The organism is Paenibacillus sp. JCM 18996 (genome assembly GCF_055392555.1).
The window spans coordinates 1,803,086-1,818,770 of sequence record NZ_AP043884.1 but is presented as its reverse complement, the minus strand read 5'-3'; the positions used below and the strand labels follow the sequence as shown (position 1 = coordinate 1,818,770).

At 50.4% G+C, this 15,685-nt stretch carries 14 protein-coding genes and 1 pseudogene; 6 read left to right on the top strand and 9 right to left on the bottom strand.

Going from position 1 to position 15,685, the window contains the following annotated elements; all coding sequences use genetic code 11:
* The first annotated feature begins 119 nt into the window (after positions 1-119).
* Entirely contained in the window at positions 120-953 is an 834-nt protein-coding gene (locus tag ACZ5N7_RS09065) for a DUF92 domain-containing protein (RefSeq protein ID WP_464658870.1), read from the top strand.
* A 166-nt stretch (positions 954-1,119) separates the two neighbouring features.
* On the opposite strand, the gene ACZ5N7_RS09060 is transcribed toward ACZ5N7_RS09065, so the two are convergent.
* The 6 genes and pseudogenes from ACZ5N7_RS09060 to ACZ5N7_RS09035 all read right to left on the bottom strand — a co-directional run bounded on the left by ACZ5N7_RS09060 (position 1,120) and on the right by ACZ5N7_RS09035 (position 7,756).
* On the bottom strand, positions 1,120-3,507 hold the full coding sequence (locus tag ACZ5N7_RS09060; protein WP_464658869.1) for a beta-propeller domain-containing protein: 2,388 nt from the start codon (positions 3,505-3,507) through the stop codon (positions 1,120-1,122).
* Between the two features lie 218 nt (positions 3,508-3,725).
* Positions 3,726-4,001: a LapA family protein gene (locus ACZ5N7_RS09055; RefSeq protein WP_464658867.1), complete on the bottom strand. Its 276-nt coding sequence runs from the start codon at positions 3,999-4,001 to the stop codon at positions 3,726-3,728.
* A 176-nt stretch (positions 4,002-4,177) separates the two neighbouring features.
* Positions 4,178-5,968, bottom strand: a complete 1,791-nt coding sequence (pepF, locus tag ACZ5N7_RS09050) for an oligoendopeptidase F (protein WP_464658865.1) — start codon at positions 5,966-5,968, stop codon at positions 4,178-4,180.
* A gap of 231 nt (positions 5,969-6,199) precedes the next feature.
* Entirely contained in the window at positions 6,200-6,382 is a 183-nt protein-coding gene (locus tag ACZ5N7_RS09045; RefSeq protein ID WP_464658863.1) for a hypothetical protein, read from the bottom strand.
* A gap of 303 nt (positions 6,383-6,685) precedes the next feature.
* Positions 6,686-7,189: pseudogene (locus ACZ5N7_RS09040) on the bottom strand (YjbE family putative metal transport protein); the annotation flags it as partial.
* Positions 7,190-7,522: 333 nt separating this feature from the next.
* A complete protein-coding gene (locus ACZ5N7_RS09035) occupies positions 7,523-7,756 on the bottom strand; it encodes a hypothetical protein (RefSeq protein ID WP_464658862.1) in 234 nt (77 codons plus the stop codon).
* Positions 7,757-7,945: 189 nt separating this feature from the next.
* Here ACZ5N7_RS09035 and ACZ5N7_RS09030 point away from each other — a divergent pair, with 189 nt between their 5' ends.
* A complete protein-coding gene (locus ACZ5N7_RS09030) occupies positions 7,946-8,143 on the top strand; it encodes a cold shock domain-containing protein (RefSeq protein ID WP_464658860.1) in 198 nt (65 codons plus the stop codon).
* A gap of 473 nt (positions 8,144-8,616) precedes the next feature.
* Here the strand turns inward: ACZ5N7_RS09030 and ACZ5N7_RS09025 are convergent, their stop codons facing one another.
* The gene (locus ACZ5N7_RS09025) at positions 8,617-9,264 is read right to left on the bottom strand and encodes a nitroreductase family protein (protein WP_464658858.1); all 648 of its coding nucleotides are present in this window, start codon (positions 9,262-9,264) and stop codon (positions 8,617-8,619) included.
* 224 nt (positions 9,265-9,488) lie between these two features.
* Positions 9,489-10,814: a multi antimicrobial extrusion protein MatE gene (locus ACZ5N7_RS09020; RefSeq protein WP_464658857.1), complete on the bottom strand. Its 1,326-nt coding sequence runs from the start codon at positions 10,812-10,814 to the stop codon at positions 9,489-9,491.
* Positions 10,815-10,969: 155 nt separating this feature from the next.
* On the opposite strand from ACZ5N7_RS09020, the gene ACZ5N7_RS09015 reads away from it, so the two are divergent.
* From ACZ5N7_RS09015 to pfkA, 4 genes are read left to right on the top strand one after another with little or no spacing between them, the layout of a single operon-like run.
* Positions 10,970-11,287, top strand: coding sequence for a hypothetical protein (locus tag ACZ5N7_RS09015; protein ID WP_464658855.1), 318 nt, complete (start codon positions 10,970-10,972; stop codon positions 11,285-11,287).
* Positions 11,288-11,345: 58 nt separating this feature from the next.
* Entirely contained in the window at positions 11,346-11,936 is a 591-nt protein-coding gene (locus ACZ5N7_RS09010; protein ID WP_464658854.1) for a hypothetical protein, read from the top strand.
* Between the two features lie 47 nt (positions 11,937-11,983).
* Positions 11,984-13,012, top strand: coding sequence for a tetraprenyl-beta-curcumene synthase family protein (locus tag ACZ5N7_RS09005; RefSeq protein WP_464659210.1), 1,029 nt, complete (start codon positions 11,984-11,986; stop codon positions 13,010-13,012).
* A gap of 34 nt (positions 13,013-13,046) precedes the next feature.
* Complete coding sequence (gene pfkA / locus ACZ5N7_RS09000) at positions 13,047-14,015, top strand: 6-phosphofructokinase (protein WP_464658853.1); 969 nt, start codon at positions 13,047-13,049, stop codon at positions 14,013-14,015.
* A gap of 283 nt (positions 14,016-14,298) precedes the next feature.
* Here pfkA and ACZ5N7_RS08995 read toward each other — a convergent pair whose 3' ends face one another.
* Entirely contained in the window at positions 14,299-15,465 is a 1,167-nt protein-coding gene (locus ACZ5N7_RS08995) for a putative glycoside hydrolase (RefSeq protein WP_464658851.1), read from the bottom strand.
* Between the last annotated feature and the right edge of the window lie 220 nt (positions 15,466-15,685).

The window sequence follows — 15,685 nt, the reverse complement described above, 5'->3', positions numbered from 1 at the left end:
GCCGATGACGGATGGGTTTGATGCCCGGCTGCAAACTTAGAAGGCGTACTCGTATCGGCAGAGCATGTGTATAGTCAACCATTATTGCAGAAAGATTAGGGCGGAGGTGTACTCGACTAGTGTACACGGATTGGGCAATCGGCTTTATCGGCTCTTTGTTTATCGCGGGGGCCGCTTATTGGAAGAAGTCTTTATCCGGATCGGGCATGGCGGCGGCCGTTGTCCTAGGAACCGTTATGTATGCGGCAGGCAGCGAAGCGTGGTTCGGCACGTTAATCGCCTTTTTCGTTACATCGACACTGTTGTCCAGGTGGAAGAAGAGAAGAAAATCCGCTGTGGAGAGCGGTTATGCCAAAACCGGGAGACGGGACGCAGGCCAGGTTGCGGCAAACGGAGCCCTGGGCGGGCTGCTGTGTGTGTTGTTCGCGCTGAAGCCAAGCCCCGTATGGTGGGTTATGTTCATTGGAGTGATGGCAACGGTGAACGCGGACACCTGGGCTACGGAAGTCGGTGGACTCAGCAGGACGCTTCCCCGCTCTATTGCTACAGGCCGCACGGTTCCGGCCGGGACTTCCGGAGGAATAACAGCGCTGGGGTTGACCGCTACGGCGGCGGGAGCCGTATTCATCGGAATTGCCGCCTGGTTGTTCATGCATTTGGACAGGCGATCGACAGTCGGAGCACAATGGGAAGCTGCGTCTCTTGCCGGTTTTTGGCCGTTGACCGCGGCAGCGGGAATAGGCGGGATTGTGGGTTCCTTGGCGGACTCTTTACTAGGCGCCACTGTCCAGATCATGTATAAGTGTCCGTCATGCGGTAAAGAAAGCGAAAAAAAGCATCACTGCTCTGTGCCGGGCGTGCCTGTGAGAGGATGGAGTTTTATGACGAACGACGCGGTAAATGCGCTCAGCTCACTGATTGGCGGGGCCGCCGCGCTGGCAGTCAGTCTTTGAAATCAACGATACTAATTTGATAGGAAAAACTCCGGCCGGGTAAGCGTCAAACCTAATTTTTCCTGTGGGAGTCCGCTCTTTACTTTTAAAATAACAATCGCCCGCTTTTTGGCTGATCCGGCCTTAAGCGGGCGATTCGTCGTGCTGACTTTTGTGCTGGAACTTTTTAAGGAATCTGCAGCGTATTCTTATCCTCTAAAGTGGACAGGTCGTTTGCCTTGACCGTTCCTAGCGATACCGTGTACAGTGTGTTTCCAATGTACATAATGCGCAGGACATGGTGATCGCCAAAATACTGCTGGCCTGATTTCTGCAGCTCTTCCTGTGTGATATGCGTGATCTTTCCTTTAAGCTGGAAGCCCTTGGCAAGGTCCAGATTATAAACATACGCGCCCTGGAAAGCGAATTTGCCGTTTTGCGGGAAGCGTCCTGCCTGCGGCGATGACTCATTCGGATCGATTTGCATCACCTGTACAGGGAAGGACAGCAAATTCTTCTCTTTGTCGAACAGCAGCGCTTTATGGTAATGAAGAAGCTCCGAGTCGGTTCCGCGGTCTCCGATCGATTCTTTATACAATTCCTTTGGATGGTTCACGTCGGTGACATCAAACAGCGCGATTTTCATACCCTGATAAAAGGCGGCCGGGGTGTCTGTGCCGTTCACGCCTTTGCTGCTCAATTCAACCGTATCTTTGCCGAAGCCGATCAGATGGTTCTCGTCATAAGGCTGCAAATAGTCGCTGTAGCCCGGAATTTTGAGCGCCCCCAGTATCTTCGGCTTGGCAGGGTCCTTCACATCGATGACAAAAAGCGGGTCCACATTTTTGAAGGTCACCATGTAAGCCCGGTCCCCCATAAAACGCGTGGAATAGATCCGCTCTCCCGGCGCGATGTTCTCGATCTTGCCATATTGCTTCAATGCGGAGTCCAGGATGTAAACGTTGTTCTGCGCGACATTGCCCTGCTGGCCCCAGACTTCGCCGGTCGTCGTGGTTAACCGGAAATAGCCGTTGTATTCATCCATGGAAAATTGGTTCAGCAGGCGCCCGGGCACTCTGGCCGTGTTTTTGTATTCGGTTTTACCGCCGTTCATCGCAAATTGATAGATTACGGTTTCCTGCTTGGGCGGCTCGTACGGCTGGGGCTGAGGTGACGGCAATCCCTTGGCAGACGGCCGGATTCGGGACATCCCATTCTCTGTTACCGCGACATACATGTTCTTTTCGGATGCGTAAACGTTTTGTCCTGAGCCCAAGTAAGCCGTTACGTTGACTTTTTGGTCCAAAAGGTTCAGGTCCAGTCCTCCGATGAGCACGTAACCCGGCTCGACCGCTTTAGGCAGGTAATAGACCTGGTCAAGCGGTACGGAGGTAAAGTTGGCACCGTCCAAAGAGTCCCGGTAGGAGGGGGATAGCTGATCTTTGAAATCGTCAGATCTGCTGTTGTCCTTGCCGTTCATGATATAGTGGTCTAAGTTTTTATTTGCGATAAAATAGAGCGATGATCCCACTTTGCAGGAGGAAACATAATACCCTTCAAGTTCAGCTTCTTTTACGAGATTCAGCTTGCTTTTGTCGGAAAGGTCATAGACCCTCACCTTCGTCGTTTGGCGGCCCATCGGGGGATAGATCATCATTTTCCGGTCCGCGGCTTCATTCGCAGGGGTCACCTTGCCGGCGGCTGGAGTATAGCTCTGCCCAACCAGTGTGAGGTATTTGTTGTCAACGTACATTTCCCTGGGCTGGAAGGAGCCCTGGTCAAACGTGAGCGTGGAGATAACCTTCATCTGATCCGACGGATAAGCCTGGGAGACGACGACCCGATTTTTGCTTACCTGGTAAATATAGGTGCCGTCATTCTTGACGATATCCGACTCCTCTACGCCTTCAACCTGAACGTTCGTCTTTGAATAATCGGCTGCACTGGCAGACTGCGCGGAACGGGGTGCGGATTCGGCTTTGGAATCCGCCATGCTTCTGCTTCCGATAGCGATGGCGGGGGAAGCTGCCGGTGCCGCGCTGCCGGTCGCGGTCATTCCTTTCAATGCAATTTCTGCTGAATTGCGATTCTGCGTAAGAAGCGTCAGCAGATGGTCCGCAGTTCCGACAACCGGCAGACTGCCCGTCAGCCTCGTAATAGCAACGGCTCCTGTAACCGAATCCCAGCGGACGACGTGATTCAAGGTTTCGGCAAAGAAGCGGATCGGAACGAGCAGCGTTCCGTTCTCGATGTAAGGCGTTCCAGATGTCGTAATCGCTTGATCGCCGAGCAGGGCATAATCCGAGTCCGCGGTCAGCTTCAGCTTGACGTCTCCGCCTGTGAAGGTTGCGGCTCGCTCCGCGTTGTCCCATGCCACGTCCATGCGGAAGGCTGCGGCCAAATCCCTTGCAGGAGCCATGAGCACACCGCCTGCCACCTTCGGCTCCTGAGTAAATGCCACAGGGCTTCCCTCCAAAAGGACGGCGGGAGCGGCCGAAGTTCGAACGGGGGAACCCGTCGATGTGAACACGGCGGCGGCGAGCAGTGCAGCGGCTAAAACGGATTTCGTTTTCATCCAAGTTCATCCTTTCGCAGCATAGTGGGCATAAGCAAATTTTGTCTTAATACCCTCTTAACGGATGAACCGCCCTTTTTGTTACACGGAAAGAAAAATAAAAAAACCTCTATCGAGGCCATTCAAGGATGAGCGACTGCGATTTAGAGGAATACCGGTCCGGCATTTCCTCTTTGGCCACAGCCCCGCGGGAAACACTGGAACGAAGCTTGTCGCATTTAAGAGAAGATCTCAACACCGGCTTTTATTTTCAAATCGCCGATCTCCTTCTCGAGCTGTTGAATCTTTCGCTTCATCCGGTACTGGCGGATAATGCCGACAAGTCCTATCATCATGCCGCCCAGCAGCACCGAGCCCAGAATGACCAGTATGAGCGGAATCCTGGCGGAGCCGAACAAATAGTTGACCTGGACGGAGTCGACATTAATCACCGCGAAAACGGCAGTAATCAGCGCAAAAAGTAATATGACAATAATCGTCGATTGAGTCTTCATCAAATGCCTCCCTAGCAAAATTACCCCACAAAGATAACCCCACAAAGTGAAGTGAAGCTTCGAAGTTTAATCCGAGTACTTTGCGGGGAGCCCCGAAAGGTTACCCCACAAAGCCTGCCGTTTTAAGTAAAAAGCGGGGCTCAGCCGTTACCGTCATAAGCCCCGCCGCTTCCGAATTACTTGGTCAGCTCTTCCATTTGATTGATAATGCCTTCAAACACGCTCATCGCCTGCTTGATAGGCTCCGGACTGGACATATCGACACCGGCTTTTTTGAGGATGTTAAGCGAATAATCGCTGCCGCCGCTGCTGAGGAAGCCAAGGTAGCGGTCCACGGCAGGCTGCCCTTCTTCCAGGATCTGTTTGGAAAAGCTCGTCGCCGCCGAGAAGCCTGTCGCATATTTGTACACATAGAACGAAGTGTAGAAGTGGGGAATGCGCGCCCATTCCATTTCTATATCTTTGTCTACTGTCATTTCTTTACCATGATATTGAAGATTCAAATCATAATAAATTTGCGAAAGCTCTTGCGGTGTCAGGGAATCGCCTTTTTCCATTTTTTCATGCGTAATCATCTCGAACTCGGCGAACATCGTCTGCCTGAATACCGTGGTACGGAAATCGTCCGCGTAGTGCGTCAACAAATACAGTTTTCCTTTAGGATCCGTGGTCTTTTTCAGCAAATAATTCATCAGCAGCGCTTCGTTGAGAGTGGACGCCACTTCGGCAAGGAAAATCGTGTACTGCGCGTAACGGTATTTTTGATTCTCGTCGGACAAATACGAATGGATTGCGTGGCCCATTTCATGCGCCAGGGTAAACATGCTGTTGACGTTATCTTTATGGTTGAGCAGCACGTAAGGGTGGGTGCCGTATGCGCCCCAGCTGTAAGCGCCGCTTCGTTTGCCTTCATTCTCGTATATGTCGATCCACTGGTCGTCAAAGCCTTCCTGCAGAATGCCCAAATATTTCTCGCCAAGCGGCTTCAGGCTTTCTTTTACCATTTCCTGCGCTTGCTTGTAGTCTACGCTCATTTTGTACTCTTCCACCAGCGGAGTGAACAGGTCGTACATATGCAGCTCGTCGACCTTGAGCAGCTTTTTCCGCAGTGACATGTAGCGGTGCAGCAGTGGAAGCGCGTCGTGAATAGTGGAGATGAGGTTCGTGTACACTTCTTTCTTGATGTTGTCCCCGAACAGCGACATTTCCAGGACAGACGGGTAGTTGCGGGCTTTCGAGTAAAAAATGTTCTTGTTGATATTGGAAGTCAACGTAGAGGCTAATGTGTTCTTCTGCTTCCGGTACGTGTCGTACATCGCGTGGAAAGCGTTCTTGCGCACTTCGCGGTCACGGCTTTCCAAAAACTGGATGTAACTGCCGTGAGTCAATTCCACTTCCTTGCCTTCTTCGTTCTTCACTTTCGGAAATTTCATATCCGCGTTGTTGAGCATCCCGAATATCGTGCCCGGAGCCTGGGCCATAGTGCCCGCTTGCGCTAACAGCGCCTCTTCCGGCTTGGACAGGACGTGCGGCTTCTGCCGGATCAATTCCTCCAATGAACGCTTATAAAAGCCCAACTCAGGCGATTCTACAAGCTTCTTCAACTGCTCGTCGGATAAGCTTAGAATTTCCGGAGAGATATAAGAAGTCGCTTCTCCGGCTTCCACGCTGAGCTTTTTGGCTTTGTCGGACAGCGCCTGGTTGCCAGGCTCGGCCATATCCTCGTGGTGCCTCATGTTCGCATATACGTAGAGCCTCTCCGTGTGCTGGGAAATTTCATCGTCCAGCTCGAAGCATTCCTTGATGCTGTTCGCGTTGTTCAATTTGCCTTCGTACTGCTTTACTTTGGCCAGAAGCTGTTTGACCTCCTGGTATTCCTTGTCCCAAGCCCCTTGGTCTGCAAAGAGATCTTCGAGCTTCCAGCGGTGTTCTGCAGGCACATCTTTTCTGGCAACGGTTCCGTTCATTGGAGTCCTCCTATAGCTTGGTTTAATTTGGTTTCGGTCGGCAGCATATGTAAGAAATGGGTTTAATGCGGCGGCCAGAAGGCCGGTTGTCACAATCAGAGGGATCCATCTCATCTCGCACGCTCCTAAAGCATGGAAAATCCAAATTTCCCGTTAGTATGACCAATGTTACCAATTCTTATGATAGCAGAAAACAGCGTTTTGCCCAAATCTTTCCTTATCGTTTAGAGCTCACTGTGACATGGTAAAGAAGCTGTACACAATGAATCCGAAGGCTAAAACGATCATCACCAATGCCAACAGCGCCATCGGCCTTTTTGCGCGGTGAGGGATCGAGTCCTTTTTGAAAATAAGCACAAGCGCGAAAGCGAACGAAACAAGAATAAACGTTAAAAGGGTGCCTGAATTCGTCATGGCGTTAACCTCCAACCGGGTCTTAGGGTTCCGGCTTTAAATTTTCCATCCGGCAGCATGGGGTCTGACTACCCGAAGTGCAGCGCCGCAACGCGCGCCGTGAGAACCGCGTTTTGACGCCAGGGAGTAAGCCAGAGACAATAATGCTATTGTATATGTACTTAACCAGTTTTCCAAACAGAACGCGCTTCCTAGTGCAGGAGTGCCGGGGGCCGCTCAAAGCCCGGAAAACAACCCGAACATCTGTAGATCTCCGGGCGATAAGGCTAGCCTGCGGTTTGGCCGTACACATCATTGTCCGGTTCCGATTTCACGAGTTACGGGAAACCTTTCTATGAGACGGATGAACAGTGTGCTTCCCCATAGGACGATCGGCACGCTGACGAGCAATCCCAGCAGAACAAGGGTAAAGCTGCCGTGTGCAGCCCCCGCGACAGCGATCACGTTATCCACTCCCATAGCTGCGTCTGCGATAATAATAGTCCGAATGGCTGCGCCCATGCTCTTCTTGGACGCGATGCTGTGATCCTTTTTGTCCACGAGCAGTTTGTAAGCGATCCAGAGGAGCAGCAGGCCTCCCACAAGCATTAACCCGGGCAATTTCAGCAGATAGACGACGAGAAAAGTACCGATCGCCCTGATCAGGATTGCACCGAGGGTTCCGTACAGCACGACTTTTTTCTGCTGCTCCTTCGGCACATTTCTGGCCGCCATACCGATTACGATAGCATTATCGCCGGCAAGAACCAGATCGATAACAATAATACTGAGCAATGAAGACATAAAACCTTGAGATAACCAATCCATACACGTTCACTCCTTCTTTTTTTCTAGCCATAAAGGCATTTGCAGCTTCACTTGCGCTTGACTATAGCGCCCGCAAAACACCTTTTGAGCTGAAAGCGCCGAATAGAAAAAGGGCCCAACCGCTGAAGCGGCAAGGCCCTGTAGAACAGAAAAGACCTTCACCACTCGCGATGGCAAAGGTCTTGCTAACAACGTTACGTTGCCAATAAAGCCGGGGCATATGCCCGAATTGACGACTTTACTGTAACAGCTACTCCTCTTTGAAAGGAATATTAAATTTCTGCTATTGTAACTATAGGCCATTCTCTTGTCAAGCAGCCTTGTCAGATTGTGTCAAATCTCGCGGAACGCATCCAGAATGGCTTCCCGCTCTTCTTCTCTGCCGGCGTATTTTTCTTTAGAGAATCTATGCTCGGCCCAATTCATCATTTCCGGCCTGCTCAGAAAGGTTTGGGATTCCTCTCCCCACTGGTCGGATATCTCACGCAGGATAAAACGCGTACCGTTCACCTCAACGGTCATCATATTCCATTTATCATGCTTATAAATTTGATGTTTTTTGATCATATCGAATACTCCAATCATCGGATAGTTACTATGGCAGCATTTGGTTGAATAATACCTTAAAGGTTAGAATAAATCAACAGATCCGAGGGATGATTTCAAAGGCCGGGCCCTGGATTTGATTTATAAAATGCATGATGGTATAATGTCTTTACTCGTCATAGATGACGATATTTTTAGGAGGTTGTAAGTATGAAAGGTTCAGTTAAATGGTTCAACGCAGAAAAGGGATATGGCTTTATCTCAGTTGAAGGTGGAGAAGACGTATTCGTACATTTCTCCGCAATTCAAACCGAAGGATTCAAAACTCTTGATGAAGGTCAAGAAGTTGAATTCGACATCACCGATGGAAACCGTGGTCCTCAAGCAGCTAACGTAACTAAATTATAATAGAATAGCTTCCTTTGAAGTTATTCGGGGATGCCGGACGCTTTAAGCGAAAGTTTTTCTTGGACAATAAGATTAACATCCAGCGCCATCGGATTATAATAAGTTAAATGAGCTAATAAACCGGAGACAGTTAGGAATTTTATTCCTAGCTGTCTTTTTGTTTTGAGCGGGCTCTGCGAGGAAACGGTGAAGACTAATGCTGGCAGCGGCGGGTGTGCAAGTGGATACCAGCGACAGAACTCGGGATTTATGCATGGGGTCTCGCCACCCGCCGAGCAATGACGCAATATGCGCCGAAAACCCGGCGAGCAGAAACGCAACGTGCGCCGACAACCCACGCCGGCGACCCGCTGAGCAGGGCCGCAACGTGCGCCGGCAACCCGCTCCGGGAGAACCCCGCAATGGATAAACCGCTCAGCCAAACAGAGAACGCAGTTCACCTGTCTTCGAACGGCATATCGCTTAATTACACACTACTTCACGACCGTCAGGATCTCGTCCACTTCTTTTCGCGCCAGGCGTCCAGGCTGTTCCGCAGGATGGCCGAGAGCGATGACCATGTTGATCTGCTGCTCTTCGGGAATATTCAAGTATTCTGTCAAACGGTGCTGCGCAAGAAGGACGGGACCTGTCATCGGGCAGGTTGCGAGGCCTTTGGCATGAGCGGCCAGCATTAAGTTCTGGGAAGCCAGGCACGAGCTCTTGATGCCTTCTTCGGCCCATACTTCTTCTCCTACAAGCCCGATCGGTTCGAAAATTCTTTCCCGGAACTTGGATTCGTACGGAGTGGCGAGACAGATTATCAGCACCGGGGCGCCGGAGAAGGCTGTAGCGTAGGGTCCGAACGATTTCAGCAGCAGCCGTCCCTCCCGGCTTAGGCCTTTTTCTTCGGCCTCGGCCGCTTTTTTTCGCAGCTCTTCCCAGGTCATTTCTTCGATAGCTTTAATTTTCTCCGGGTTCATGACCGCCATGAAATGCCACGTTTGTGAATTCGTATCGCTTGGAGCGTATCTTGCACAGTCGATAATTTCACGGATATCCTCTACGGAAACTTCATCTTCGGTAAATTTGCGGATGCTTCTTCGATCCAAAATAATATTTTTAAAATCCAGGTAATTCAAGATCTCACCTCATAGGCCAGTTTCAACACTTGGTACTAATACTTAATCCTAATTATATGCGGTCACGCCGAAGAATTCAATTGATGGGAGAAGGAACTGTTTTTATAGACGGCATGTGTGAAAAGAAAGCCGGACATCGAAACAAATGCCAGGCCGGAGACAACGAGATAAACTGCATAGGCACCCCACGTATCGAACATCTCTCTCTCACTCCATAATAGATGCTATAGGCTTGGGGACAACGGCTTTTGCGCGCTTCGGGCTGCGGACAGCAGCACATAAGCGACCACGGAAAGCTCTGCGGCCGTGCCGAGCGATTGGGCCAGCGCGCCGATCATCCCGTTCCAGCCGGGGGACAGGGAGACCAATATGAACAAGGTGATGAGCGTAACCAGCAGGTTGGCGGATTGGGACCAGAGCATGACCTTCGTGTCGCCTTTTAACATCAGGAGGCCGTTGCAAAAATCAAGCCATGGAAACACGAGTGTGGTCAGCATAAAAACCCGGAGCGTATGAATGGAGGCCGCCATCAACCGTTCATTCACTCCCATTATATGTGTCATCAGCCACGGACCAACCGGAGAGTAAGCCAAAGCCGCGATCAGAAAGGTAGGGATAAAGCCTGCAAACAAAGCGAACCGGGCAACGGCCTTTTGATCCCGCAGGTAAAAATTCAATACGATTTGATGGATGTAGGAGAAAAAGCTCAACACCAAATTCATCAGGGAGAAAGCAATCGCATAGGAAGCTATGGCGAGCTCGATTTGGGATGTTTTCCCCAGCATTGCGTTAATAGCAGGCCCGGACAGGACAGCCAGAAAGGAAGAAAGCAGCAGTGGCCTCAGAAACTCAAACACCTGCCTTCTGCGCTCGATCGCATGGCCGGCTTTTTTCAAAGGGATTTCTTTTTGTAAAAGGAGCCTGCCTTCCAGGAAGCTGACCAAGCTTTCAACCATCATACCCGCCAAAAAAATAACGGCGCCTGCATTTCCGGAATCAATCCCTCCCACAGCTATGTAATAATAAGAAATGCAGGCCATCACCAATAACCGGATCACCATGCCTATCGTAAGCCATTTCGTTCTCATGTTGAAAATGATGATGCCCTGGTACAAGCAGCGGATACCGGAGAACAAGCTGACAAACATCATGATTCGATAAACGTGGACGATAGGATCCAGCAGAGACGGGTTCACTCCGAAAATGCCTAAGAATATCCATTTTCCAAGCGGTGTGTACGACACAAGGGCCCCGAAAATAAGGAGGCAGGCGAACACATAGAAAGCGATGGAAGCCATGGCGCGAAAAGAAAGCCGGTCCCTCACCAGCGCCGAGCAGGTCTGTCGGATTAGGATCGCCGGCCGTTCCGTAATGCCAAGAAGGCTTAAAGCGATGGCGTAGGAGGCGATCACCGTTTCGGGGCTTGACGCTCTGGCCAGCGTAGAATTAATTATAACATGAGAAACGGTGACGAGTGTCGCTGAAACGCCCAAAGGCAGGAAGAAAGCGCTTAACTGTTTGAAGCTGACGGCATCACCCCGATGAGGCATTGTACACCCCTCCCCCTGAATGCAAAGTTAAATAAAATTATACCATGAAATCGATTCTGAAATAGCGATAAAATAGGAAAGCAGTTAATCTATTGGAACATATTATGATATAATGTCTTGAAGCGTTCTTTACCGGATTTGGAGGCGGGAGCAAGATGACCTGGACATTCGAATATAATGAAAGATTGGGAATCGAACTGCCTCATCTTGAACTGGAGTGGGAGGAATATTCGGACAACCAGCGCGAGCAAATTGTACTGCGGTGGGAAGAGATTCGGGGCGCCATTCCCGAGCAAATCTTGCAATTGGAAAAAAAGATCGTCCTCAAACAAAATCAGCTGGAACAGGAGGAGAACTTTGCGGTTTCCTGCCTGTTAACTTATCAAATAGCCGATTTGGCCAGCGCAATCAACGACCTTCATCTATGGTTCCGGATCAATCAGGACCTTCAGCCGTCCGCATCGCACTACTGACACAACCTTTAAAACTTGATAATTATGGGAATACTGGCGAGAGGAGGAAAGCCAAGGAATGCAATCGATGCCCGCATTTATCGGGAAGCTGCTGGAACGCCGGCCTTCCCTCTATCCGAATGAAGAATGGGATGACATTCTGGATATCCAGATCCGCAAATATTCTCCCGAGCTGCGTACGGACCGGCCCGATGCCGGAGAGTTTTTAAAAGCGTTCAAGGCCGGTTTGTATCTTTTAAATGAAAGCCTGGACGCTTCACACGTGTTATCCCAGGACTTGGAGCAGTCCACAGGAAGCTATTGGCACGGCATTATGCATCGTATGGAAGGCGACTACAGCAACGCCAAGTATTGGTTTCGCACTGCCGGCCGCCATCCCATGCTGGAAGACCTTTGGATGCAGTCCCGGCCGATACTGCAACGGCACGAGACGTCTTCCCTCCAAAGCGTCAGGCTTCGCGGGCTGCTGGCTGAGATGGCGAAGACGGTACAGTGGGACCCGTATCTTATGACGGACGCCGTGCAAGTGCAGGTGGGCATGGCCAGGGAAGCTGAAGGAGAAACCGTTTTACAGGAGCTGCAGGCGCTTGAAATCCGTCTGATGCTGGCGTATTCTTATGAGCAATGCTGCGGAGGGAAATTGTTTTGAATACATCCAGAACTGACACTCGAATCCCCAAGGGGCCTATGAGGCTGATGTACAGGGTTTATAAATATGTGCTGCCTGAGGTAAGGTCCAGGCTGGCCGAATGGAGGAAGCAAGCGGAACGCATACCTGATTCGGAGCTTCGCAAGCAGGCGATAGACAGCATGTCCAGCAAGCAGTTTCACTGCGAAGGCGGCTCCGTGTACGCTGCGGCGAATCTCGAATATAAAGATGTCCTCGTCGAAGTTATCGTGGCTTTCCAAACGATCAGCGATTATCTTGATAATTTATGCGACCGCAGCACCTCCCTGGATCCCCGGGATTTCCGCCAAATGCATCAATCGATGCTGGACGCTGTGGACCCGGCCGCTCCGGTCAGCGATTACTATATGTACCATCAAGAGAAAGACGACGGCGGGTATCTGCTTAAGCTGGTGACCACATGCCAATCCGGGCTCGCTCTGCTGCCTTCCTACAAACGTGTTGCGCCGGAAGTGATCGAGCTGGTGGGCTTATACTGCGACCTTCAGGTGTATAAGCATATTCGCCATGATCTGAGGGAGGCGGAGCTGTTCAAATGGTGGCGGCTTCATCACGAAAAGTATCCCGAATTGGGCTGGAATGAATTTGCGGCCGCCACGGGCTCGACTTTAGGGATGTTTATGCTGTTTGTAGCTGCGGCGGAACGCGACATTGCGGCTGCGACAATAAATAATATAAAGAAAGCTTATTTTCCCTATATATGCGGCCTTCATATTCTCCTCGATTATTTGATTGACCAGGAAGAAGACCGTAAGGGCGGAGACCTTAATTTTTGCTTTTATTATGACAGCATGGAAACCACGGTCGGCAGAATCGCCTACTTTGCCAAGCAGGCCCGTTCCCATACCAGGCACCTGGAGTACCCCCGTTTTCATAAAATGATTATTGAAGGATTGTTAGCTCTCTATTTGTCCGACCCTAAGGTGAGAAGCCAGAAAGAAGTCCGGCAGATTTCCCGTCAGTTGATGCGAAACAGCCCGATGGCCAGAGTATTTTTCATGTTTAATACGATGTTTATCAGATCCACTTCAACTTAGATAAATAGCGATAGGAGTATAGGAGGAAATCATCATGTCAGCAGTTAAGTCCATTGCAGTATTAACCAGCGGGGGAGACTCCCAGGGAATGAATGCGGCTGTCCGCGCCGTTGTCAGAAGCGCTCTTTTTCAAGGAATCGAGGTTTACGGAGTCCAGAGGGGATATCAGGGATTAATTAACGACGATATCCGCAAAATGGACCTGCGCAGCGTCGGAGACATTATCCAGCGCGGTGGAACGATCCTTCAAACTGCGAGAAGCAAGGAGTTTATGCTGCCGGAAGGCCAGCAAAAAGCTGCTGATCATTTGCGGAACCGCGGAATTGACGGATTGGTGGTCATCGGCGGCGACGGCTCTTATCAAGGGGCGAACAAACTGAATAAACTCGGCATCAAAACGATGGGCCTTCCTGGCACCATCGACAACGACATTTCGTATACCGACTTCACTATTGGTTTTGATACGGCTGTCAGCATCGTCGTCGACGCGGTCAATAAGCTGAGGGATACGATGTCTTCGCACGAGCGCTCCTCTATCGTGGAAGTCATGGGCCGCTACTGCGGGGATATTGCTCTGTATGCCGGACTTGCCAGCGGAGCCGAAACCATTCTTGTACCGGAAGTGCCCCATGATTGCGACGAGATTGCAGGCCGGATGCAGGAAAATTTCCTTAAAGGCAAAAGGCACAGTATCATTCTCGTCGCCGAAGGGGTTGGTAAAGGAGAAGACATCGCGAAGTTGATCCATGAGCGCAACGGTATCGACGCCCGCGTCACTGTCCTGGGGCATATCCAGCGCGGCGGCACCCCTACGCATAATGACCGGATTTTGGCGAGCCAGCTGGGTGATTTTGCGGTCAGAAGGCTAATGGAAGGCGACTCCGGCAAGGCGTGCGGCATTATTAAAGGAGAGCTGGTCGCTACAGATATCGATGTTGTCGTAAATACAAAGAAGGAATTCAATATGGAGCTGTATGAGCTGGCGCTCCGCCTTTCCCAATAAGCATAGGGAAGACGGCATGTTTCTAAATAAAGTGGAAATTGTATTATCTGATCACACGGTCTATATCATTGTACTCGGGAAAATTGAAGGCAAGGCCTTCGATTATGTCGAGTGAATTGATCCGGCATTTCATAGCGCCTCTATTGGTGAAAGAGTTAGCGATAATAGAAGCCGGTCTTAATGGGGGCGGCTTATGTGATTGAAACGATGTGAAACTGCCTCTCACGCAAAACCCAGCCTCGGGCATATCCAAATCCGGGGCTGGGTTTCTTTGTTTCGCTTTTTACTTGTAATCGACTCCAGGTGTATACGTGTTGACTGCGTTCCATAAAAGATACTCTTCAATTCCATTATCTTTGAGGGCTTTAATCTGCTGCTCCACTTCGTTCTTTCCGTACTTGATGTGGCCGGGTATCCATGAGGCGGTAAAATCCTGGATCCAAGGGCGCACAATCGGCTTCTGCTCGCCCAGAGGCTCAAGCTTTTTGTTCGTGTCGACCGCAGCGCCATTGATAGTTTGGTAGGGAGCGGCATCAGGCACTTTCGATCCAAACCAGTCGGCGCCGTAGTGGCTCGGGTAGATCATAGGGCAGATGACGTTCACGTTCTGGGATATTTTCTGGAAATCCTGGCCGATCCCTTCGGCGGCGGGGACGGAGGCGGCATAACCGAAGATGTCGACGGACACCCTTGCACCTAGCGGTTCCAGCTGCTCTCTGGCGTATTGGACGAATTGACTGACCGCTTCGGTTCGCGTGCGCTCGTCTTTCTGATAGAGCAGTTTATCTGCTCGGTTCTCAAATCCTTCCGGGAACCTGACATAATCGAACTGTATCTCCTTAAAGCCTGCTTTGACGGCTTCTTTGGCTACGGCTACATTGTAGTCCCACACTTCTTTGCTATACGGATTTACGAAGCTGTCGGGCGGATTCTTGCTGTTGCCCCAGACGCTGCCGTCGGGGTTTCTGTATGATAGCTCAGGCTTCTTCTTGGCCAGCACCGTGTCCTTGAATACTACGACTCTTGCAATCGGATATACTTTATGTTCCTGGAGAGTGGTCATCAGCTTGGGAATATCCGCTATGATCTTCTGGGTGGTTCCCATAGCTTCCAGATCAGGGTTGCCGGTGTTGTATGTAATATATCCCCAATCATCCTTGATATCGATAACCAGAGAATTGAGTTCCGTGTCGTCAAGCAGCTGAAGCAAGGTGCCCAGTCTTGACCCGCCCGCGCTGTGCGCTGTGGCATACAGCCCTTTTACCTTGGGAGCGTCTTTCTGGGGATCCGCTTTATTGACCGGAGGCAGGGAAGGGTCTCCCGGCTTGGACTGGACTACCGCCGTTTTGGAATCCATAGAAGCTTTTGCCAGCTGTTCCAGATTGACATCCTGATGGCCTGCCGTCACATTTCCCCAAAGCAGCACTAATGACGCGAGCAAAAGCTCCATATCTTTTCTACTCTCCCTATTGATTCTAGTTGGACAATTCTATTATAACCGAACCTTCATTCCAATCACATAAAAAAATGTCGCTTTTAAAGAATCATCCGGTTTTCTGACAGTCAAATAAAGCCTCTTTCCGAAATAATAATTTTATAAACAAACTCTACTCTTTTGAACCATTGTAAGGTAGGATAAGAGAAGATTTAATCATCATGCAAACGAAGGG